The organism is Streptomyces montanisoli (assembly GCF_017813245.1).
In the GTDB taxonomy this organism is placed as follows: domain Bacteria; phylum Actinomycetota; class Actinomycetes; order Streptomycetales; family Streptomycetaceae; genus Streptomyces; species Streptomyces montanisoli.
The window spans coordinates 1-22764 of record NZ_JAGIQL010000055.1; the positions used below are offsets into that span (position 1 = coordinate 1).

Consider the following 22764-nt stretch of genomic DNA (forward strand, 5'->3'; position numbering starts at 1 on the left):
CACCGTGGCCGCGGCGGGGCCCGCGCGGGGGCCTGCCGCGCTGGCGGCGGCGCACGAGGAGGCGTGCCGCTGCCTGCGGGCGATGCGGGTGCTCGGCAGGACGGGCGAGGGCGCGAGCACGCCGGAACTCGGCTTCCTCGGCGTGGTGCTGGGCGACGGCCACGATGTGGGGGCGTTCGTCGAGTCCGTGCTGGGCCCCGTGCTGCGCTACGACGCGCAGCGCGGCACGGAGCTCGTGCGCACGCTCGGCGCCTACTTCGGCTGCGGCGGGAGCCTGACCCGGGCGAAGGACGAGCTGCACGTGCACGTCAACACGGTGGTGCAGCGACTCGACCGGGTCCAGGCGCTGCTCGGCCGGGACTGGAACCGCCCCGACCGCGCCCTCGAACTGCAACTCGCCCTGCGGCTTCAGCTGCTGGCGAGCACGCCCTGACGCGGGGGCCGGCCTCATGCGCCGTGGCGGTCGCCTGCGCGCGCCGTGCCCACGGCCCCCTGGGCGGCCGGCGGGGCGTCCGGTGGTGGTTCGGTTCGGACAGTTCTCCCGCGCCGCACTACGGCGATGCGTGCGGGCAGCCGGGCCAGGCCCCCGGGCAGGACGGCGACGATCACCACGAACAGTGCGCCGAGCAGGAACAGCGGCTGGGACAGCGGCACACGCAGGACGCCGGGCAGCGAGGCGACGGCGCCCGAGCCCGCGACGTCCGAGAGCCGCTGGTCGGCCCAGGTGTAGAGGATGCCGCCGATCATCGGCCCCCATCGGCTTCCCGATCCGCCGAGGACGACCATCACCAGCAGGGAGAGGCTGAAGTCGGTCGTCGTGGTGCCGGGTGTGGCGCCGCCGGTCAGCAGCAGGTGCACCGTGCCGGCGAAGGCCGCGAGCGCGCCGGCGATCACGAACGCCGTCAGTTTGAACCCGTAGGGCCGCAGGCCGAGCACCTCGACGCGCTGCTCGTTCTGGCTGATGCCGTCCCACACGCGTCCGAGCGGTGAGCGCAGCGCCCACGCGCTCACGCCGAGGGTGAGCAGGAGACAGCCGAGTGCCAGCCAGTACAGGTCGGCCGTGTGGTCGATGCCGACGAAGCCGCCCGGCAGGAGGCCCGCGGGGGCGGCGCGGCCCTCCTCGCCGCCCGTGAGGCCGCCGGGGTCGCGCGAGACGACGATGGAGAAGGCCTGCGCGAAGGCGAGCGTGACCATGGAGAACCCGATGCCGGACACCCGCAGGCTGACGGCGCCCAGCACAGCGGACAGCGCCGTGCCGGCGAGCACCCCGATGAGGGCCGCGACGGGGAACGGCAGGTGTGCTTCGAGCATGACGGTGTTGGTGGCGTACGCGCCGAAGGCGAAGTAGAGGACGTGCCCGAAGGAGAGCAGTCCCGTGCGCCCGAGCAGCAGGTCGTAGCCGGTCGCCAGCGCACCGAACAGCAGGCACAGGGCGAGCAGTTGCAGGTTTCCCGGGCTGCCGACCGGTCCTGCGAGCAGTCCGGGCAGCGGGAAGGAGCCGAACGGCACCGCGGCGGCGGCGATGAGCAGCGCGGCCGGCCACAGCCGCAGCAGCCCGCGGGTGCCTCGCGCCGGGTGTGTGCGGTCCACGGCGTCGCGCGGTGGGTTGGAGGACATCAGGTGAGCCTTCCCATCAGGCCGCGGGGGCGGACGAGGAGCACGACGGCGAGCAGGACGACGACGGCCAGGTCGCCGAGGCCGGCGGTCGTGAAGTAGTTGGCGAACTGCTGGAGGAGGCCGACGGCCACGCAGGCAGCGGCGGCGCCGGTGACCGAGCTCATTCCGCCGACGACGACCACGACGAAGGCGTAGATCAGCAGAGAGGTGCCCTGGCCGGGGTCGACCTCGCCGAAGTACACGCCTCCGAGGGCGCCGCCGAGGGCGGCGAGGGCCCCGCCGAGCGCGAAGACGAGGGTGAAGGCGCGACGGACGTCGATGCCGAGGGCGCTGACCATGGCGCGGTCCTGCACACCGGCTCGGACGACGAGGCCCGCGCGGGTGCGTCCGAGCAGGACGCGCAGCCCCACCAGGACGGCGAGGGCGCATCCGATCAGCAGGATCCGGTTGGCGGGCACCCGCGCGCCGAGCAGGGTGACGGTCCCGGACAGGGCGTCCGGTACCGGGAACGTGCGGGCGTCGCTGCCCCAGATGCCGGACAGCAGGGCGGGCACGGCGAGACCGACACCGACGTTGGCGAGCACCTGCTCGCGCGGCCTCGCGTACAGCGGCCGTACGACACCTACTTCGAGGGCCACCGCCGCGAGCGTGCCCGTGACGACGCCGAAGGCGACGGCGAGGACGAACCCAGCGCCGTGCGGGCCCGCGCCGGGCAGGTGCCCGGAGGCCGCCCACCAGCAGGCGTAGGCGCCTACGGACAGCAGGGCGCCGTGGGCGAAGTTGAGTACGTCCATGAGGCCGAAGATCAGCGAGAGACCCGAGGCGATGAGGAAGTACAGGGCGCCGAGGCCGAGCCCGGTCATGGTGAGGAGTACGAGGGTGTCCATCAGGACTGGGCCTCCCGCGTGTCGGGGCTTTCCGCGGCGCTCGCGCGGGCGCCCGGCGGGTCCTGCCCGCCGCGCGTGCTGCCACTGGCGACTCCGAGCAGCCGCCGGGTGGCCCGCGGGTCGGCGAGCAGCGGCGCGGCCTCGCCCGCGTACGCGGTGCGTCCGTCGACGAGGACGGCGCAGGTCGTCGCGAGCCGCCTGACGACGGCGAGGTTCTGCTCGACCATGAGGACGGGGACGGCGCGGGCGGCGCGTTCGAGGGCCTCGGCGACCTCGGTGACGATCTTCGGCGCGAGTCCCTTGGTCGGCTCGTCGACGATGACGAGACGGTTGTCGGCGAGGAGGGTGCGGGCGATGGCGACCATCTGCTGCTGCCCGCCGGAGAGGGTGCCGGCCGGCTGGCCCGCGCGCTGCCGCAGCTCGGGGAAGAGGTCGTGGACCAGGGCGTAGTCCGGAGGGCGTGAGCCGGGGCGTTCGGCGAGTCTGAGGTTCTCCGCGACGGTGAGCGCGGTGAAGACGCCCCGGTCCTCGGGCGCGTAGCCGATGCCCCGGCGGACGAGGACGTGGGTGCGCAGTCCCGAGACGTCCTGCCCGTCGAGGAGGATGCTGCCGGTGCGCGGGACGAGTCCGAGGATCGCGCGGACGGTGGTGGTCTTGCCGGCGCCGTTCCTGCCGAGGAGCGCGGTGACGCCGTGCGGTGCGACGTCCAGGTGGACGTCGTGCAGGATGTGCCGGCCGCCGATGCGGACGCGCAGGTCGCGCGCGGCGAGCAGCGGCCGGGGGTGCGCGTTGCCCGCCGCGTTCACAGTTCCTCCCCCAGGTAGGCCTGCTGGACGGTCTCGTCGGCCATGACGGCCGCCGGTGTGTCGACGGCGAGCAGGCCGCCGTGGTGCATCACGGCGATCCGGTCGGCCAGTCCGAGCAGGACGTCCATGTGGTGCTCGACCATGAGGACCGTGCGGCGCTCCTCCTGGTGGACCGCGCGGATGAGAGCCGTCAGCAGGGGCACGTCCTCCGCGCTCACGCCGGCCATGGGCTCGTCGAGCAGGATCAGCCGTGGCTCGCCCACCAGCACGACGGCGAGCTCCAGTTGGCGCCTGCCTCCGTGGGACAGCTCGGCCGCGGGCGTGCCGGCGCGGTGCTCGAGGCCGGTGCGGCGCAGGACGTGCGCGACCTGGCCCGCGTAGCGGGGCGCGCGCCGCCACAGGCGGTAGGAGACACCTTCGGCGGCCTGTGCGGCGAGCCGGACGTGGTCGGCGACCGTCATCGCGGGCCAGAGGCTGGAGAGCTGGAAGGTGCGTCCGAGGCCGAGCCTGGCTCGGGCGTGCACCGGTGCGTCCGTGATGTCGTGCCCGTCGAGTCCGATGGTGCCGCGGGTGGCGGGCGTGATCCCGCTGATCAGGTCGAACAGGGAGGTCTTGCCCGCGCCGTTGGGGCCGATCACGGCGAGGAACTCGCCTTCGCGCACGTCCAGGGTGACGTCGTCGACGATGGTCGCGCCGCCGACGCTCCGGCCGAGTCCGCGCAGGGCGAGAACGGCCGGGGAGGCCGCCGGTGCGGGTGGGGGTGGTGTGCGGGGTGTGTCCGTGCGGGCCACGCGTCAGCCCTTCTTCCGGACCGGAGGGGCGACCGCCGAGGCCGGCTGCGTGGACACCAGCCGCGGCTTCGCCGAGGCCCCGGTCCCCACCAGCCGTGCGGTGAACATGGGTTGCAGCAGGGCGTGGTCCGCCGCGCGTACTTGCTCCTTGCCCTTGGGCCCGGCGAAGCTCCAGCCTTCCAGGGCCTTCACCATGGCGTCGGTGTCGGTGGGGCTGCCTGCGTGCACGGCCCGTACGACCATCTGGGCGGCCGTGAATCCGTCCGGGGTGAAGAGGTCTGGTGTGCCGCCGGCCTTCGTGACGTCGTCGATCATGGCCTTCTCCACCGGGTTGCCGCCGCCCGCGCCGGGGAAGTAGTGGGCGAGGAAGGACACCTTGGAGGCCGCCCGTCCGAACACCGGGTAGGACGCGGTGCCGGCGAGCCCGGTGACGACCTTGGTGGAGCCCAGCACGCCCTGCTGGTCGAGGGCGGTCCACAGGGCGGGGGCGGTCGAACCCGCCCAGGCGACGAAGACGAGGTCGGGCGCGGCCGCCTTCACCTGGCGTGCGAACGGCGTGAGGTCGGTGGCGCTCGGTGGGGCGAGGACGGCGGTCACCTTCGCTCCGCGGCCGCCGAGCACGCCCTTCACCGCGGCGACGTTGGCCTGGCCGAAGGCGGTGTTCTGGCCGAGGACCGTCACCTTCTTGTCCTTGGCGGACCCGAGCACGGACGCCGCGGTGAGGGTGTCCTGGTAGGACTGGCGGCCGGAGCGGAAGGTGTAGCGGTTGACGCCGGTGATGTCGTCGGTGGCCGCGGGGCCGTCGATGTACAGGACGCGGTTCTGGGCGGCGAGCGGGGCGGTCTGCAGCGCCACTCCGGAGTCCGTCGTCCCCGCGATGATCCGGCATCCGCGTCCGATGAGGTCCTTGGTCTCCGCGACCGCGGTCCCGGGTGAGCCCGCATCGTCCTTGGCCGTGACCTCGATGCGGTGTCCGTCGACCGTGCCGGTGCCGTGCGTGGCGTACTTCAGCCCGGCGTCGAAGCCCTCGCGGTACTGCTTGCCGTAGGCGGCCAGCAGACCGGTGCGCGAGTAGACGAGCCCGACCTTGACCGGCGCCGAGGAGGAGGGGCCCGAGCCGGTCGTTCCCGACGTGCCGGGCGCCGAGCATCCGGCGAGCAGGAGCCCCGCCGCGAGCAGGACGGGAAGGGCCGGCGCGGAGAGTGATCCGGCGCGGCGTGCGCGTGTGGTCGGCCAACGCATCGTGAGCGGCTCCCGGTGTTGTGCCGTCCGCAGCGCGGCCGGCGCCCCGCCCTGGGGGGAGTTGGCGGGTGGCGCACGAGCCGCGTGGCTGCCGGCGAAAGGCTGATGTGGCCGAAACCGTAGGAGCCGGGCGGCGAGTGGGGACATGGTGGCGCGCGCCGCTCCCGGCGGCCTGGGGGTGTCGCCTCGTCACATGGCGAGCGGTCGTGCGGCGCCGTGAGGGTGGCTTCGCCGGACGGTACGCCGAGAAAGAGGGAGTTCATGGACAAGAGGGTGCGATCGGCCGCGGCGGCTGTCGCCGACATACCCGGCGGGGCGACGCTCGCCGTGGGCGGTTTCGGGGTGTGCGGCATCCCGTCGACGCTGCTGGCCGCTCTGGTGGAGGCGGGGCCCGGCGGCCTGCGCGTGGTGTCGAACAACTGCGGTCTGGACGACTGGGGTCTCGGTCTGCTGCTGCGCGCGGGCCGGATCGTGCGGATGACCTCTTCGTACGTCGGGGAGAACAAGGAGTTCGCGCGCCAGTACCTGGCCGGCGAGCTGGAGGTCGAGCTCGTTGCGCAGGGCACTCTCGCGGAGCGCCTGCGCGCCGGCGGGGCGGGCATCCCGGCGTTCTACACACCGGCAGGGGCGGGCACCCAGATCGAGGAGGGCGGTCTGCCGTGGCGCTACGCGCCGGACGGTTCGGTCGCCCGGTGCTCACCGCCCAGGGAGACGCGCGAGTTCGGCGGCCGGCGGCACCTGCTGGAGGAGGCACTCACCACGGACTTCGCGCTGGTTCGCGCGGCGGTGGCGGACCGCCACGGCAACTGCGTCTTCCACGCGGCCGCCCGCAACTTCAACCCGCTGTGCGCGATGGCGGCGCGGGTGTGCGTCGTCGAGGCCGAACGCATCGTGGAGGCGGGCTCGCTCGACCCGGACCACGTCCACCTGCCCGGTGTCTTCGTCGACCGGATCGTCCAGGCGGACGCGGCGGACCGGCGCATCGAACGGCGTGGCTCCGCCCCTGCGGCAAGCAAGGAGATCTGACCGTGTCCCTCGATCGCGCACGCCTCGCCGCCCGCGCCGCCCGCGAACTGCGCGACGGCCAGTACGTCAACCTCGGCATCGGGCTGCCGACCCTGATCCCCGACCACCTGCCGCCGGGGGCCCACGTCGTGCTCCATGCGGAGAACGGGCTGCTCGGTGTGGGGCCGTCGCCCCGTCCGGGCGAGGAGGACCCCGATCTGATCAACGCGGGAAAGGAGACCGTCACTCTGGTGCCCGGCGCGTCCACGTTCGACTCGGCGCTGTCCTTCGGGATGGTGCGCCGCGGCCGTATCGACGTCTCCGTGCTCGGGGGGATGCAGGTCTCGGCAGGCGGGGACCTGGCGAACTGGAGCGTCCCCGGCAGGATGATCAAGGGCATGGGCGGTGCGATGGACCTCGTCCACGGCGCGCGTCGGGTGATCGTCGTCATGGAGCACACGGCGAAGGACGGGTCGCCCAAGATCGTGGAGGAACTGACCCTGCCGGCGACCGGGCGCGCCGTCGTCGACCGGGTGATCACCGATCTCGCCGTCCTGGACGTCACGCCCGAGGGGATGGCCGTCGCCGAACTGGCGCCCGGGGTCACTCTGGACGAGGTCAGGCGGGCCACGGGGACTGCTCTGGCGCCGGCGGCGGGCCTGGCGGGCGCCGGCTGATCCGGCGCCGACAAAAGTGTGTGCGACTGGTTGCGCTCCGCGAGCACCGATGCAACACTCCCGAACGACAATCAACTCGTTCGCACATTTGCGCACAACGGTGTGGGGCGGCCGGGGTGTTGGCGGGGCTGCGCGTCCCGGCGGCCCTGGCCGGCTCGCGTGCTCCCGTACCTGACGTGGAGGTAGGTAATGCCGGTTCACCGCTTGCGCCGCCGCATACTGCGGCGCTTCCTTTCGGTCTGCGTGACGCTGGCGCTCGCGGCCGGCCTGGGCGCGGGCCTGGCGACCGGCGCGAGCGCCGCCACCCGCGCCGGCGCTTCCGCCCGCACGGCGTCCGCCGCGGCGCACGCCGGGAAGCCCGGCGCGCACACCGTCACCTACGACGGATACTCCTTCAAGATCGACGGCAAGCGCACCTACCTGTGGGCGGGCGAGTTCCACTACTTCCGGCTGCCGAGCCAGGACCTGTGGCTCGACGTCCTGCAGAAGATGAAGGCGGCCGGGTTCAACGCCGTGTCGCTGTACTTCGACTGGGGCTACCACTCGCCGGCGCCCGGCGTCTACGACTTCACCGGTGTGCGGGACGTGGACCGGCTGCTCGACATGGCCGACCGGCTCGGCTTCTACGTGATCGCGCGCCCGGGCCCGTACATCAACGCCGAGGTGGACGGCGGCGGTTTCCCCGGCTGGCTGTCCACCAAGGCGGGCAACACCCGCACGGACGATCCGGCGTACCTCAAGTACAGCGACGAGTGGCAGACGCGGATCGACCGCATCCTGGCCCGCCACCAGCTCACCAACGGCACGGGCTCGGTGATCGAGTACCAGGTCGAGAACGAGTACTACAACGGCAGTGCGTCCGGCCGCACGTACATGAAGCACCTGGAGGACAAGGCCACCGCGGACGGCATCACCGTGCCGCTCGTCGGCAACAACAACGGGACGTTCAACTCGGGTGACGCGGCCCTCGACGTCGACGGGGCCGACTCGTACCCGCAGGGCTTCAACTGCAGCAATCCCACGCGCTGGAGCGGTGTCCCGGACATCAGCTACGACCACCCGGCCGGCAAGCCGCTGGAGACGGCGGAGTTCCAGGGCGGCGCGTTCGACCCGTGGGGCGGCCCCGGCTACGACAAGTGCGCCCAGCTGATCAACGACCGGTTCGCCGACGTCTTCTACAAGCAGAACATCGCCGTCGGCGCCACCTCGCAGAGTTTCTACATGACCTACGGCGGCACCAACTGGGGCTGGCTCGGCGAGCCGCAGAACTACACCTCGTACGACTACGGCGCGGCGATACGCGAGACCCGCCAGCTCGACCCCAAGTACGGCGAGGACAAGCTGATCGGCTACTTCACCCAGTCCGTCGCCCCGCTGACCAAGACGGACCCGCTGCCCGCGGTCCCGACCGCCAACGGCGACATCGTCGACACCGCGCGCATCAACCCGGACACCGGGACGCAGTTCCACGTGGTGCGGCACGACGACTCCACGGCGACGACCGCCGACAGCACGCACCTCACGATCGATCTGGGCGCGCACTCCGGCTACACCCACGACGACACCGACTCCGCCCTCACGTACAAGGGCTCCTGGTCGCACGTCGGCGCCGAGCAGAACTACACGGGCGGCGACTACCAGCACACCGAGTCCTTCACTGACACCGCGGGCGACAGCGCGAGTGTCGACTTCACCGGCACCGGCGTGAAGTGGATCAGCAACCTCGACGGCAACCACGGCACCGCGGACGTCTACCTGGACGGCACGAAGGTCAAGACGGTCGACCTGTACGGCGCGAGCAAGCGCAACCAGTACGCGGCCTACGAGGCGCACGGCCTCAGCAACGGCCCCCACACGCTGCGGATCACCGCCACCGGCGACAAGAGCCCTGCCGCGTCGGGCACGTTCGTCACGATCGACGCGATCGACGTCACCACCGGCTCGGCCGCGAGCGCGCCCGTCTACACCGTCCCGCAGCAGCCCGGTACGGCGCTCGCCCTCGACGGCCGCCAGAGCAAGATCATCGTGGCCGGCTACGACCTCGGCGGCAACTCGCTGCGCTACTCCACCTCGGAGATCATGACGCAGGCCGAGGTGGCGGGCCGGGAGATCGCCGTGCTCTACGGTGACCACGGCAGCGACGGCGAGACCGTGCTGCACTACGCCTCCCGGCCCACCGTGACCGCGAGCGGCGGGAAGGTGACCACGACCTGGGACGCCAAGACGGGCGACCTGAGGCTCGACTACCAGCACTCGGGCCTGACCCGGGTGCAGATCGGCGGCGACCATCCGCTGATGCTGCTCCTCGCGGACACCGCGACCGCGAAGACCTTCTGGCGGCAGGACACCGCCGCCGGCCCCGTCCTCGTGCGCGGCACCCACCTGCTGCGTGGCGCGGTGTCCCACGGCGCCCACCTCGCGCTGACCGGCGACAACGGCAGCGGCAAGAGCATCGAGGTGTTCAGCGGCGCCAGGTCGGTGTCCTGGAACGGACGGCCCATGCACACTCACGTGACGCCGACCGGCAGCCGCACCGGCGCCATCGCCACCGCGGCACCGATCACGCTGCCGAAGCTGACCGGGTGGAAGCACGTCCAGGGATCACCCGAGGCGCAGCCCGGATTCGACGACTCGAGCTGGCAGGTCGCCGACAAGACCACCTCGAACAGCACCACGAGCCCCGCGAGCCTGCCGGTGCTGTTCGCCGACGACTACGGCTTCCACACCGGCAGCACCTGGTACCGCGGACGCTTCGCGTCCACCGGCAAGGAGAGCGGGATCACGCTGTCGACGCAGAGCGGCGGTGGCGCTGCCGCGTCCTCGGTGTGGCTCAACGGCACGTTCCTGGGCAGCTCGACCGCCGACGGCAGCAAGACCTACCGCTTCCCCGCCGGCGCGCTCAAGGCCGACGGCGACAACGTCGTGTCGGTGCTGACGGTCAACATGGGCCACGAGGAGGACTACAACGAGTCCAACGGCAACAAGGCGGCACGGGGCCTGATCGGCGCCTCGCTCACCGGGGACCCACTGAACACCGTCACATGGCGGCTGCAGGGCGTCCGCGGCGGCGAGGACCCCGTCGACACCGTGCGCGGCCCGCTGGCCACCGGCGGCCTGTACGGGGAGCGCGCCGGGTACATGCTGCCCGGCTACCCCACCCGCGGCTGGAAGCCGGTCACCCTTCCGGCGACCGACACCACGCCCGGTGTGTCCTGGTACACCACCGGCGTCAAGCTCGACCTGCCGAAGGGCCAGGACACGTCGCTGGGCCTCACCATCACCGACGACCCGTCACGCAAGTACCGCGCCGAGATCTACGTCAACGGCTGGGACATGGGCAACTACGTCAACTACAAGGGCCCGCAGACCAGCTTCCCGGTCCCGAACGGGATCCTGAACCCGCACGGGTCGAACACCGTCGCCATCGCGGTGTGGAACCTCGACGGGAGCACCGGCGGCCTCGGCAGCGTGGCACTGACGAACTACGGCAGCTATGCCTCCTCGCTCAAGGTCGCGCAGAACGACAGCCCGCGCTACGACGCGTCGCGCTACCGGATGCCCGCCGCGCCCGGCGCGTCAGTCTCCCTGGCCGCGCCCGGTTCCGTGGAGCCCGGCGGGCAGTTCACCGCCACGGCGACCGTCTCCGTGCCGGCGGGCAGGCCGGCGGCCGAGCACGTCACCGCCGCTCTGACGGCTCCTGACGGCTGGACGGTCGACAAGCGGTCCACACCACCGTCCGTCTCCCGCATCCCCGCGGGCGGCTCCGCGACCTTCCACTGGAAGGTCACCGCCCCCGAGGACCTGGCCAAGGTCAGCGACCTCAAGGCCGCTGTGCGGCTCACCCAGCACCACAAGGCGGCGACCGTGCGCGACGAACGCGTCGTCGGGACGGTTCCCGCACCGCCGCCCGCGGGCACCGACCAGGTCAGCGACCTGACGTTCCTCTCGGCCACCAACGGCTGGGGGCCTGTGGAGCGCGACCAGAGCGTCGGCGGCACCGCCCCGGACGACGGGACACCGATCACCCTGGCGGGAACCGTCCACGCCAAGGGGCTCGGCACCAACTCCCCCAGCGATGTCCAGGTCTACCTGGCGGGCCGGTGCAGCCGATTCACCGCGACGGTCGGCGTCGACGGCGGCGACCCGGGGAGCGTCACCTTCTCGGTCCTGGTGGACGGCAAGACCCTCACCACGACGCCGGTGCTGCGGGGGAGTTCGGCGCCGGTGGACATCGACGTGCCCGTCACCGGGGGCCAGGTCCTCGACCTGGTGGTCGGCGACGGCGGTGACGGGAACGGCAACGACCACGGCGACTGGGCCGACCCGGTCCTCACCTGCTCGGCCGGGTGACGCGGCGGCGGGGGCGTTGATGCCCTTGGGGCCGACGACCAGCGCCCCGGCCGCTACGAGCCCCTCCCCCGTGCCCCGTACGGACCACACGGCGCCGTTGCCGCCGTCCTCGTGGGGCGCGGGAAGCGCCCGCCGTGTACAGGGCCGTGGCGTACGCGCCCTCGCCGGTGTACTCCAGTGCCACGAGGTCGTCATGGCCGTCGCCGTTGAGGTCACCCGCGGCGACGGCACGCATCGCCGAGGCGTGTGGTGGGTGTCTGGGAACGGAACATCGGTTGCCCGCCGGTGAGTCAGTGGTCACCAGTCAGGCAGGTTGGGCAGCCCGATGGTTGTCCCTGGTGCCCCGGGGGGGCGGTCGCGGGCCTGCCTTCTGCCCGCGACCGCCGTGCGCCCGTGCGTCTGTGCGCCCGTGCGTCCGTGTGAGGCCGTCAGAAGACCGGCGCACCGTCGCGGACCAGGCGCCAGGTGTCGCCGCCGAAGGCCGAGGGGTCGATGGTGCCGTTGGCCTGGACCCAGGCGATGATCGTGTTGCGGATCTCGTCGCTGCTCGACCAGATCGACTGGGCGGTGGCGATGTGCGGATAGCCGCTGCCGCCGCCCGAGCGGTAGTTGTTGACCGCGAGGACGAACGAGGCGGCCGGGTCGAGCGGCGCGCCCGCATGGGTGAGGTTGACGATGCGCGACCCCTCCGGCTGGGCGATGTCGATGTCGTAGGAGAGGCCGCTGAGGATGTCGTAGCTGAAGTCGGGGATGCCGTTCGCGTTGGTGATCTTCGCGGGGTCGGCCGGGTCGCCGGGCGCGGTGCGGGCGAAGTACCGGGCGGACCACTCCAGGTAGTCCTTGACCTGGGCCCCGGTGAGGATCTTGGCCTCCAGGGTGTTCTCGTAGACGTACAGCCCCGCGACGTCCCGCAGCGAGACCTGGCCTGCCGGGATGGACGCGGTGCGGGAGAAGCAGGAGGCCTCGGAGAGCACGGGCAGGTCCGCGTACTGGCCGCCCGCCAGGGCCTTCGTGACGGTGTCGGTCTGCACGCGGTTGACGAAGTCGATGATCGGGGTGTCCTTGTAGGTGGACTCGGTGGCGCTCATCGCGACGGCGCACGTGCCGACGATCTGGTTGACGTAGCCGACGACCGCCTCGTGCTCCGCCTTGACGAGCGAGGCGACGCGCGCGTCCTCCTCGACGTCGGCGGCGTCGCGGACGCCGGCCGTGACGGAGGTGACCTCCCAGCGTCCGTGGCGCAGTTCGAGGTCGAAGTCGAAGACGCTGAGCCGCATGCCCCACATCAGCGGCTCGGAGAGCACGACCTGCTTGCCGGTCTCCTCGTTCGTGACGATCGTGCAGGGCCGCTCCACGTGCGTGTGGCCCACGAGGATCGCGTCGATGCCGGGCACCTGGGCGGCGACGAGCGAGGAGGCGTTCTCCGGGTAGGGGATCGCGTCGCCGTACGTGGTCGCGCCGTCGAGACCGGAGTGGTCGGTGCAGAAGACGACGTCGCAGCCGAGGCTGCGCAGCTTGGGCACGTAGATCTTCGCCTGCTCGACGAGGCCGGGGAAGACCATCTTGCCCTGCACATTGGCCTTGTCCCAGATGGCGATGCCGGGGTTGGTCAGGCCCAGGATGCCGACCTTGATGTCGGGGCCGCCGGGGACGTGCACGCGCTTGACGAGGTAGGGCGCGAAGGCGGGCCTGCGGGTCTTGGCGTCCAGCGCGTTCGCCGCGAGGAGCGGGAAGTCGCACTGGGCCTCGAAGGCGCGCAGCAGCGGGATGCCGTAGTTGAACTCGTGGTTGCCGAGGGCGGCCGCGTCGTACTTCATGTGGTTCATGGCCAGGGCCATCGGGTGCGTGGGCGGGCGCTTGCCGTCGCCGCCGGTGATCGGGTCGACGCGGGCGTAGTAGTAGGACAGTTGGGTGCCCTGGATGATGTCGCCCGCGTCGACGAGGAGCGTCCTGTGGCGGCCTGCCTCTTCGCGTGCCCGCTCGACGAGGGTGGCGACCTTCGCGAGGCCCACGTCGTTGTGCGCGGCGTCGTCGTACTCGGCGTTGGTGAAGTAGTCCCAGTTCAGCACGTGTCCGTGCACGTCCGTCGTGCCGAGCACCCGCAGTGAGGCCGTGTGCGGGCCCCTGCCCCGGTGGTGCCCGCCCCGCGGCGCGGCCTCGGCCGTGTCCGCCCCGGCGATCGCTCCGCCAGTGGCCAGGGCGACCCCCGCTCCTGTCGCGGCGGTCCGGTTGAGGAAGGTTCTGCGGTCGATCGGCATGCGGGGCTCCTGTCAGGCGACTGAGAATCAGCGACGCGCGTAGATTCTGCACTGCCGGGCGCCCGTGCGGTAGCCCTGAACGCCGAGCGCGGCGGGGGACGGTGGCGCCGCGGCCGGCGCGCCCCGTTCGGGCCGCACTCCCCCGGTACCCACGCCGAACACTCTTGCCCCTTCAAGGATCACGTGCCCGCGCCAGGTCAGGGTCGTTGGGCCCGACGTGAAGATGACCGAACTCGACCAGTATCCCGTCAGGCCCGGGCAGGTGCGGGAGTGGACACTGCACGCTCCCGCGGTCACGGCCGCGCAGCAGGCGGAGCGTGACGCCGTACCCCCGTCGTACAACCAGGAGTCCCACGTCCTGACGGTGGCGAGACTCCAGGAGCGCGGGGTGCGCACCCCCGACTGGGGCGGTGTGGCCTTCGAGATGCCGGGTGAGCTCCAGGTGGAGGCGTTCGGCAGGGCGCTGGTGAACTGGATCGGCCGGCACGAGACCCTGCGCAGCGGATTTCGCAGGTCGGGCGACGAGTTGCACCGCTTCACGCTGCCCCAGGACGTCGTCGGCGTGGAGAGCTCGGTGCTGGGCAGCTTCCGCGACGCTTCGATTCTCGGCCGGTTCCTGCGCGACCGGCTGGACGCGGCGACGCACACGCTCAGGTGGCCGAGCTACGTGGTGGAGACCGTCCAGCGGGACGGCTCCGCCACGGTCGTACTGGCCTTCGACCACACGCAGACGGACGGCTACACGCTGTTCGGCATGGTCCACGAGATCCGCGAGTTCTACCGCGCCGCCCTCGAACGGCGCGAGCCCGCGCTGCCGGACACCGGCAGCCACGTCAGCTACAGCAACGAGCAGCGCGCGGAGGCCGCGCTGGTGGGCCGGGACCACCCCGCGGTCCTGCGCTGGGAGCGCTTCATCGCCGACAGCGGCGGCCGGCCGCCCGGCTTCCCGCTGCCGCTCGGCACCACGGGTGAGGAACTGCTCCCGCAGAAGTCCCTGTTCTCCTGGCTGCTCGACCCGGGCGAGACGGACGCCCTCACGGAGGCGTGCCGGTCGGCACGCGCGGCACTGCCCGCGGGGGTGCTGGCCGCGCACGCCCTGGCGGCGCGTGAGCTGGGCGCGCCCTCGCCCTACCGCACCGTCATGCCCTTCCACACCCGCTCGCGCTCGGAGTGGTCGGCCTCGGTCGGCTGGTACGTGGAGGGCGGCCCGGTGGAGATCGACCTGACGCCGGAGTGCGACTTCCGCTCCGTCGCGCGCCGCGCCCAGCGCTCGGCCCGGGAGGCCAGGCAGGTGGCGCGCGTGCCGTTCTTCCGCGTGTGCGAGCTGCTGGGGATGGACTTCAAGAAGACGACGCCCGACCCGTTCTCCCTCCTGTCGTACATGGACGTGCGTGACTCGCCCGGCGCCGCGGAGTGGGAGGGGTGCAACGCGCGTGCCCTGCTGCGGCTTTCCGACAGCGGCAAGGCGTGCCTGTGGGTGGTGTGCACCCGGGAGGGCCTGTACCTCTTCGCCCGCTATCCCGACACGGAACTGGCCGCCGCCAACGTCGGGCGTTACGTCCGGTGCGTCGGGGAGATCCTGCGCACCGTCGCGCACCGCGGGAATTTCACCGGCGCGCTGCTGCAGCCGGTGTCCTCCCCCGCGTGACGGCAGCCGCGCGCCTGCCGCCGCGTGACGGCACTCGCTCGACTGCCGCCGCGTGAGGGCCCGTTCGTCCCGGGCGCGGCCACCGGGGCGAACGGGCCCCTCCGTGCGCTAGGGCGCACGGGGGTCGGGAGCGGGCTGCGGGCTCGCGGTTCGCATGCCGGACACCCTTGACACTTCCTGATCAAACAGGAAGCATCCCTTCCTGAATTGACAACGTTGTCGGGTGGCTGACCCCCACTCAGGCCCGGTCGCGTTGCCGTCCGCCACCAGGGAAGGGCAAGAACGGTGTCAGACACCCGGGAGAGCCGTACGGCCTCCAGACGGCGCCGGCTGAGAAGGGCGGGGCTCGGCTCCGTCGCGGTCGGCGCCATGGCGGCCCTCGGGGCCGCCCTCACCGTGGCGCCGGCCTCCGCCGCCACCATGTCCCACGCCGGCCGCGGCATGGTCCACAACCCCGTTCCGTACGTGAACCCGCTGATCGGCAGCTCCAACGCCGGCAACACGTACCCGGGCGCGGTCCGGCCCTTCGGCATGCTGGCGTGGAGCCCGCAGAACTCGACCGGCAACCAGGTCTCCACCCCGGCGCCCGGCGGCTACCGCTACGACGCCAACAAGATCCGCGGCTTCAGCCTGACCCACCTGAACGGCGTGGGCTGCTCCGGGGCCAACGGCGACATCCCCATCATGCCGATCGTGGGGGACGTGACGTCCTCCCCCACCTCGGACACCAAGGACGCCACCTACGCCTCGACGTTCTCGCACGCGAACGAGTCCGCGAGCGCCGGCTACTACAAGGTGGGCCTGGACAGCGGCGCGAGCGTACGGCTCACCACCACGGACCGCACCGGAACCGGCGAGTTCGGCTTCCCGGCCGACAAGCCCGCGAGCATGCTCTTCCGCACCTCCAACTCGGAGAGCGGCAGCACGGACGCGACCGTGCACATCGACGCCGCGGCCAGGACGGTGACCGGCTCGGTCACCGCGGGCAACTTCTGCGGGCCGCAGAGCGCGAACAACCGCCACGACGTGTACACGCTGTACTTCACGGCGCACTTCGACAAGCCGTTCGCCGAGGTCGGCACCTGGAAGGACGGCACCCTCGACGCCGGCTCCACGTCGGCCGAGGGCGGCACCGGCTACAGCTCCTCCGGCAATCCGGTCGCGGGCAAGGGCTCTGGCGGCTACGTCACCTTCAAGAAGGGGACGAAGAACGTCCAGGCGAAGGTGGCCGTGAGCTACGTCAGCGAGCGGAACGCGGAGGCGAACCTGCGCGCCGAGAACCCGCCCCGGCTGTCGTTCGGCGCGGTCAAGGCGCGCTCGGCCGACGCCTGGCGGCGTGCGCTGTCCAAGATCCAGGTGGGCGGCGGCACCGACGACCAGCGCAGCACGTTCTACACCGCGCTGTACCACTCGATGCTCGAGCCGACGCTCACCAGCGACGTGAACGGGCAGTACCTCGGCGCCGACCGCAAGACGCACCGGCTCGCCAGGGGCCAGCACGCGCAGTACGGCACCTTCTCCGGCTGGGACCAGTACCGGGCGCAGGTACAGCTGCTGACGATGCTCAACCCGACGGCGGGCAGCGACTACGCGCAATCGCTGTACAACTACGCGAACCAGCGTGGCGGCGAATGGGACCGCTGGCTGCTGGAGAACGGCAAGACGAGCGTCATGTCGGGCGATCCGTCCGACGCCGCCCTCGCCGGCATCTACGCCTTCGGCGGCCGCCACTTCGACGTGAAGGGCGCCCTGAAGTCGCTGGTCAAGGCAGCCACCGTACCGACCGCCAACGACTCGGACAGCTCGGGCTGCAACGTCGAGTGCGTCGGTCAGCGGCCGGCCCTCGACCAGTTCCTGAAGCTGGGTTACGTGCCGGCCGACAACTGCCACTGCTGGGGTGGCGCCGCGGAAACACTGGAGGACTCGGCCGCGGACTTCGGCATCTCCGAACTCGCCGGAGCCACCGGCGACCGCAAGGACCAGAAGGACTTCCTGTCCAGGTCGGGCAACTGGACCAACGTCTTCGACCCGAACGCGACGCCGCAGGGCGGCTACATCCGCGACCGGCGTTCCGACGGCACCTGGTCCGGCACGTTCACACCGGACACCGGCAGCGGCTTCGTCGAGGGCACCAGTGCCCGCTACACCTGGATGGTGTACTCGGACGTGGCGGGCCTGGCCGCCGCGATGGGCGGCGACAAGGCCGCGGTGCAGCGCCTCGACGCGTTCTTCAGGACGCAGGACGGCAAGTTCGACTTCTCGGCCAATGACGGCACACGCTACGACCCGACCAACGAGCCGGACATCAACGCGCCCTACCTGTACGACTACCTCGGCGTCCCGTACAAGACGCAGGAGACCGTGCGGGCCGAGATGGACCAGCTGTGGACGAACACGCCCGGCGGGATCCCGGGCAACGACGACGCCGGGACCATGTCGTCCTGGTACGTCTTCTCCGCGCTGGGCATGTACCCGCAGGTCCCCAGCCGCGCCGATCTGGTGCTCTCCGCGCCGCTGTTCCCGCGCGCGGTGGTGCACACCGGCCACGGCAGGGCCATCAGGGTCAACGCGCCCAAGGCCTCCGCGTCCAACACGTACATCCAGGGGCTCAGGGTCAACGGCAGGAGCTCCGGCAAGCCGTGGGTGCCCGCGTCGTTCGTCAGCAGGGGCGGGACGCTGGACTACACGCTGGGCAGCACGCCCGACAAGTCCTGGGGCAGCGCCGCCTCCAACGTTCCCCCGTCGTTCCCCGGTGGCGGCACCCGCCTGTTCACGGGGGTCGGCACAGGGTCGCTGAAGGCGGTCCCCGGCGGTGACGCGGCCACCACGACCGTGCGGGCGCAGACCATCGACGCCAAGGCCACCACGGTGCACTGGACGGCGAAGGCGCCCTCGGGTGTCACCGTCACCCCGTCGCAGGGCGACCTCGCGGTGCCGGCCTCGGGCTCGGCGAGCGCGAAGGTGTCCGTGAAGGCGGACGCCGGCACCAAGCCGGGGTTCTACACCGTGCCCGTCACGTTCTCCTCCGGCGGCAAGGAGCTGCGGGGGTCGTCGGTTTCCGTGACGGTCGCCCCCGAGAACAGCGTGCTGTGGAACCTCAACAGCAAGGGCATCTCGGACGACGCGAAGCCGCAGGGCAACTTCGACGGTGAGGGCTGGAGCTACTCGGCTCAGGCGCTCGCGGCCGCGGGCGCGGCCCCGGGCGGCACGGTGTCGGCCGGCGGCTTCTCCTTCACGTGGCCCGACGTCCAGGCGGGCGAACCCGACAACATCCAGGTCACACCGGGTCAGCCGGCCACGGGCCAGGTCGTTTCGGTGCAGGCGGCCGCAGGCGCGACCAAGCTGAGCCTGCTGGGCAGCGCCGCCGAGGGCACTGCCAAGGGCACCGTCACGCTGACGTACACCGACGGCACCACGCAGCAGGCGGACATCGGCTTCAGCGACTGGACCCTGGGCGGCGGCTCGCAGCAGCCGTCCTTCGGCAACACGGTCGCCGTGAAGACCTCGTACCGCGACACGCTCAGCAGCGGGCCCGACCCGGTGGGCACGGACGTCTTCGCGACGGCGCCGATCGCGCTCCAGGCGGGCAAGCAGCTGGCAAGCGTGACTCTGCCCTCGACGGTGTCGGGCGGCGTGATGCACGTGTTCGCCGTGGCGACCGCGTAGCGGTCGAGCGAAACCGGCACTCGGCCGGGGGTGGCCGCAACCGATTCGGTGCGGCCGCCCCCGGCCTCCGGCGTCACGGGGCCGTGGCGGCGCGGTCCGCGTGCCACACCGAGCGGGGCGGGAAGCGGCCCGGCCGGGCGGTCGGCTGGTATCGGTTGTCACGTCAGCGAACGACGCACGAAAGGCGGTCACCATGCCGATGGACGGCTCGTACGAGCCCAGTTCCTCCTCGATGGCCAGGGACCAGGTGGCGCTCATCGAGAGCAGCGACGGTGCCGACGGCACCCTTCTGAAGGGGCGGCCCGTGGTCGTCCTGACCATGCGCGGCAACAAGTCGGGCAGCATCCGCAAGACGCCGCTCATGCGGGTGGAGCACGACGGGAGGTACGCGCTGGTCGCCTCCCTGGGTGGCGCGCCGCGCCACCCGGTCTGGTACTACAACCTCAAGGCGGACCCGCACGTACAGGTGCAGGACGGCGCGGCGCGCGGGGACTACGTGACACACGAGGCCTCGGGCGCGGAGCGCGACGAGTGGTGGGAGCGGTCCGTCGAGGCCTTCCCCGACTACGCGGACTACCAGCGCGAAACGGACCGGGTCATCCCGGTCTTCGTCGCGGAGCCGGTGGACCGGGCGACGCGCTGAGTCCGGCGCGCCCGGGCGGCCGAGTACGCGGCTCGTCCGGGCGCGGCCGCTCCGCCGCATCCGGGACGGAGGGGTGATTTCGTACCGAGGTGATTTCGCGCCAAATCGCTGCGTAACGGAATAATCGGCGCGGTATGCGTGTCGGTGGCTGTGTGGACGAGAGCACCGAGCGCGCGGGTCCGGCGGCCGAGCGGCGGCAGGCCGCGGAGCTGATCGCCGAGAAGCGGGAGAGCACGGCGCGGCTGGTCGCCTCGCTGACGCGCCTGTGGGACGACGTCGTGGCGGCGTCCGCCCTGACGGGCGACGACGACGAGCACGACCCCGAGGGGCAGACCGTCGCGTTCGAGCGGGCCCAGCTGCGGGACACCCTCAAGCAGGCCCGCGGCGATCTGGAGGCACTCGACCGGGCCGCGTCCCGGGTGGCCGGCGGCGAGTACTGGGTCTGCGAGCGGTGCGGCGGCCCCATCGCCGCCGCGCGACTCGCCGCGCGCCCCACGGCGACGTGCTGCATCGACTGTGCGGGCCTGCCCGCACGGTGACGGCACACCGGAGCACGCCGCAGCACGCCGCTCAGTCATGGTGGTCCGGCCGCGGCCGGTGGGACGGTCACAGGATGTCGAGGGGCTGCCTGCCGGCAGGGGGCGGGAACGCCCGGTCGAGGGCCGCGAGGTCGTCGTCCGTGAGCCGCAGGTCGAGGGCGGCGCGGTTCTCCTCGACGTGCGCGACGGTGGACGCCTTCGGGATGGCGATGACGTCATCCCTGCGCAGCACCCAGGCGAGGGCCACCTGGGCGGGACTCCTGCCGTGCGCGGCGGCGACGGAGGCGAGCGCCCGGTGGCGCAGCAGCCGGCCCTGCTCCACGGGCGAGTAGGCCATGATCGGGACACCGAGCTCCCGGCAGCGCGGCATCAGGTCGTACTCGGGGCCGCGGCGCGTGAGGTTGTAGAGCACCTGGTCGGTGGCGGGGAGGGCTCCGCCGGGCAGGTCGGCGAGATCGTCGACGTCCAGGTTGGAGACGCCCCAGGCGCCGATGCTGCCCTCGGAGACGAGGGCGTCGAGGGCCTCGACCGTCTCGTGGAGGGGCACGTCCCCGCGCCAGTGCAGCAGGTAGAGGTCGATGCGTTCGGTGCCGAGCCTGCGCAGGCTCGCGTGGCACGCGTCGACGGTGCCCTCGCGGTCCGCGTGGGACGGCAGCACCTTGCTGACCAGGTACACGTCGTCCCTGCGGCCGCGTACCGCCTCGCCGACGAGCTCCTCCGACGCGCCGTGCCCGTACATCTCCGCCGTGTCGATCAGCGTCAGCCCGAGGTCGAGGCCGCGCCGGAGAGTCGCGATCTCCTCGGCGCGCCGGGCGGGATCGTCGCCCATGCGCCAGGTGCCCTGCCCGAGAGCGGGCACGCGCTCGCCCGAGGGCAGTGCCACCGTCCGAATCCCCGCCATGCCCGCGCCCCTTCCGTCGACCCTGTTGTGCGATCACCTGCCCGGCGGGTGCGGTGCCGAAGCATCACCATGATCGCAGGGTGAGCGCGGCCGGGCCGGGTGCGGGGCCGATCGGGTCACGAGCCCGCGAGCGCGATGCGGACCGTGTGGTGGCCCCCGCCGTGCGCGGGCAGGGACGCGGTGCGGGCGCGCCGGCCGTCGACGACGCACGCGTGGACCCGGTCGCCCGCGCCGGTCAGCTCGATGTCGAGCGTCATGTCCCGGTAGGCGAGACCCCGCAGCCGCACGTCACCCCAGCCCTTGGGGAGCGAGGGCTCGATCCGCAGCCCGTCGGCCGCCGGGCGCAGGCCGAACAGGCCGTGGTGGATGAGCCGCAGGTAGCCGGTGGCGGACCAGGCCTGGTCGGGCTGGGAGTCGAAGTGGGTCAGCGTGCCGCTGCCGCCGGTCTGCCAGCCGCCGTCGACCTTGCCCGTCACGGAGTGGTACAGCTCGTAGAAGCTGCCGCCGGTGCCCTTGACGAGCGCGGCCAGCTCGGTCACGGCGCGGGCGAACAGGTCGGTCCTGCCGCCTCGCGCGGCGGCGTGGCCGAACATGGAGTGCACCATCGGCCACACCATCACGTTGTGGCGTCCCGGGCGGTCGTCGCTGAAGCGCTCGAAGTGCGGCCAGACGTTGACGATGCCGTGCGGCTGCCAGTGCGCCCCGTCGAGCAGCAGCCGGGTCCTGCGCCGGTCGGCGACGCCGAACAGCACGGCGAGCGCGAGTCCCGCGCCTTCCTGGGACGTGTCGAGGTGTCCCTTCCCGGCGTCGCCGCCGTGCACGAAGTAGCCGTAGGTCCCGGCGTCCTCGCGCCACAGGTGGCGGTCGATCGCGGACCTCAGGGACGCGGCGGCCTTGCGGTACCCGGCGGCCGCCGCATGGTGGCCGAGGGCGGTCGCCATGCCCTCGAGCGCGAGGTGGGCGCCGTGGTAGAGGCAGTTGGTCGAGAGCACCATCAGCTCGTCGGTGTGCGGGTAGTCCAGCACGAAGCTGGAGTCGATGCCCGAGGTCCAGGGCGGCGCCGGGTATCCGGCGATGCCGTCGTTCATGTATCCGGGGCCCTGGAAGAGTCCGGTGGACGCGTTGAGGTTCTGCGCCTTGCGCAGGGCGAGCGTGCGCGAGGCGACGCCGTAGGCGTCCGCCAGGAAGTCGTGGTCGCCGGTGACGAGGTAGTGGTTCCACGCGCCGACGGCCCAGACGATCTGGTCCCACCACTGGTTGTCCTGCTGGACGACCGGCCCCGTTTCCCCCTTCCCCGGGTCGACGACGGACCACAGGGTGTTCTCGCCGACCGAGGGGCCGAGGAGGCTGACGGCGCTCCAGGCGTTGATGGCCGCGTCGCGCGTCCACCGCTGCGGTTCCGGGTATCCCCCGCCGGCCCGTACCAGGGTGCCGGGCGGGTAGCTGACGAGTCCGGCCTTGTCGTACGTGGCGGGGACGGCGTACGTCGTGTTGATGCCGACGACGTCGGTGAGCGCCGAGTCGTACACCGTGCCGAGCTCGTCCTGGACGGCCGACGCGTCGAAGGTGAGGGTCGGCAGGACGTACTCGACGCGCCGCCGGCCGGAGGTGGCCGCCTCGGCCGGCGGGGCCGCCGCCCCGGCCACCCCGAGGCCCGCGGCTCCTGCCGCCGCCGCGCCCGCGGCCAGGAAACCCCGTCGTGAGGTGTTGCCCCGCGCTGCCGCCATGTCCGAC

Annotated in this window: 17 protein-coding genes; 8 read left to right on the forward strand and 9 right to left on the reverse strand. The window is 72.3% G+C overall.

Annotated features, from left to right (window positions below; genetic code table 11):
- Nucleotides 1-433: PucR family transcriptional regulator (locus JFN87_RS15530; protein ID WP_209340648.1), on the forward strand; the 433-nt coding region annotated here is incomplete at its 5' end.
- A gap of 14 nt (nt 434-447) precedes the next feature.
- Here the strand turns inward: JFN87_RS15530 and JFN87_RS15535 are convergent.
- Genes JFN87_RS15535 through JFN87_RS15555 form a run of 5 tightly spaced genes read right to left on the reverse strand, consistent with a single transcriptional unit; the run spans nt 448 to nt 5343 of the window.
- The gene (locus JFN87_RS15535; RefSeq protein WP_209340649.1) at nt 448-1617 is read right to left on the reverse strand and encodes a branched-chain amino acid ABC transporter permease; all 1170 of its coding nucleotides are present in this window, start codon (nt 1615-1617) and stop codon (nt 448-450) included.
- Nucleotides 1617-2504 (reverse strand): branched-chain amino acid ABC transporter permease, encoded by an 888-nt coding sequence (locus JFN87_RS15540; protein ID WP_209340650.1) that lies wholly within the window; start codon nt 2502-2504, stop codon nt 1617-1619. The genes JFN87_RS15535 and JFN87_RS15540 overlap by 1 nt, the downstream gene beginning before the upstream one ends.
- Nucleotides 2504-3310 (reverse strand): ABC transporter ATP-binding protein, encoded by an 807-nt coding sequence (locus tag JFN87_RS15545; protein ID WP_209340651.1) that lies wholly within the window; start codon nt 3308-3310, stop codon nt 2504-2506. Before JFN87_RS15545 ends, JFN87_RS15540 begins: the two co-directional genes overlap by 1 nt.
- Nucleotides 3307-4101: an ABC transporter ATP-binding protein gene (locus JFN87_RS15550; protein WP_209340652.1), complete on the reverse strand. Its 795-nt coding sequence runs from the start codon at nt 4099-4101 to the stop codon at nt 3307-3309. The genes JFN87_RS15545 and JFN87_RS15550 overlap by 4 nt, the downstream gene beginning before the upstream one ends.
- A gap of 3 nt (nt 4102-4104) precedes the next feature.
- On the reverse strand, nt 4105-5343 hold the full coding sequence (locus tag JFN87_RS15555; RefSeq protein WP_209340653.1) for a substrate-binding domain-containing protein: 1239 nt from the start codon (nt 5341-5343) through the stop codon (nt 4105-4107).
- Nucleotides 5344-5604: 261 nt separating this feature from the next.
- On the opposite strand from JFN87_RS15555, the gene JFN87_RS15560 reads away from it, so the two are divergent.
- The 3 genes from JFN87_RS15560 (at nt 5605) to JFN87_RS15570 (ending at nt 11375) form a co-directional block, all read left to right on the forward strand.
- Nucleotides 5605-6369 carry a CoA transferase subunit A gene (locus JFN87_RS15560; RefSeq protein ID WP_209340654.1) on the forward strand — a complete coding sequence of 255 codons (765 nt, stop codon included), beginning with the start codon at nt 5605-5607 and terminating at the stop codon, nt 6367-6369.
- Nucleotides 6370-6371: 2 nt separating this feature from the next.
- Complete coding sequence (locus tag JFN87_RS15565; protein WP_209340655.1) at nt 6372-7025, forward strand: 3-oxoacid CoA-transferase subunit B; 654 nt, start codon at nt 6372-6374, stop codon at nt 7023-7025.
- A 189-nt stretch (nt 7026-7214) separates the two neighbouring features.
- Nucleotides 7215-11375 (forward strand): beta-galactosidase, encoded by a 4161-nt coding sequence (locus tag JFN87_RS15570; protein ID WP_209340656.1) that lies wholly within the window; start codon nt 7215-7217, stop codon nt 11373-11375.
- Here the strand turns inward: JFN87_RS15570 and JFN87_RS34535 are convergent.
- Both JFN87_RS34535 and JFN87_RS15580 read right to left on the reverse strand, forming a co-directional pair.
- Nucleotides 11356-11610, reverse strand: coding sequence for an FG-GAP repeat protein (locus JFN87_RS34535; protein WP_209340657.1), 255 nt, complete (start codon nt 11608-11610; stop codon nt 11356-11358). The genes JFN87_RS15570 and JFN87_RS34535 overlap by 20 nt on opposite strands.
- A 193-nt stretch (nt 11611-11803) precedes the next feature.
- Complete coding sequence (locus JFN87_RS15580; RefSeq protein ID WP_209340658.1) at nt 11804-13633, reverse strand: 5'-nucleotidase C-terminal domain-containing protein; 1830 nt, start codon at nt 13631-13633, stop codon at nt 11804-11806.
- Between the two features lie 223 nt (nt 13634-13856).
- On the opposite strand from JFN87_RS15580, the gene JFN87_RS15585 reads away from it, so the two are divergent.
- From JFN87_RS15585 to JFN87_RS15600, 4 genes are all read left to right on the forward strand, one after another.
- Nucleotides 13857-15281 (forward strand): condensation domain-containing protein, encoded by a 1425-nt coding sequence (locus tag JFN87_RS15585; protein ID WP_245179852.1) that lies wholly within the window; start codon nt 13857-13859, stop codon nt 15279-15281.
- Between the two features lie 369 nt (nt 15282-15650).
- Nucleotides 15651-18947 (forward strand): GH92 family glycosyl hydrolase, encoded by a 3297-nt coding sequence (locus tag JFN87_RS15590; protein WP_209340671.1) that lies wholly within the window; start codon nt 15651-15653, stop codon nt 18945-18947.
- Nucleotides 18948-19140: 193 nt separating this feature from the next.
- Nucleotides 19141-19590, forward strand: coding sequence for a nitroreductase family deazaflavin-dependent oxidoreductase (locus JFN87_RS15595; RefSeq protein ID WP_209340660.1), 450 nt, complete (start codon nt 19141-19143; stop codon nt 19588-19590).
- A 152-nt stretch (nt 19591-19742) separates the two neighbouring features.
- Entirely contained in the window at nt 19743-20129 is a 387-nt protein-coding gene (locus JFN87_RS15600) for a TraR/DksA family transcriptional regulator (RefSeq protein WP_307865464.1), read from the forward strand.
- Between the two features lie 67 nt (nt 20130-20196).
- Here the strand turns inward: JFN87_RS15600 and JFN87_RS15605 are convergent, their stop codons facing one another.
- Both JFN87_RS15605 and JFN87_RS15610 read right to left on the reverse strand, forming a co-directional pair.
- On the reverse strand, nt 20197-21030 hold the full coding sequence (locus JFN87_RS15605) for an aldo/keto reductase (protein WP_209340661.1): 834 nt from the start codon (nt 21028-21030) through the stop codon (nt 20197-20199).
- 116 nt (nt 21031-21146) lie between these two features.
- Nucleotides 21147-22757, reverse strand: a complete 1611-nt coding sequence (locus JFN87_RS15610) for an MGH1-like glycoside hydrolase domain-containing protein (RefSeq protein ID WP_209340662.1) — start codon at nt 22755-22757, stop codon at nt 21147-21149.
- Nucleotides 22758-22764 lie beyond the last annotated feature (7 nt).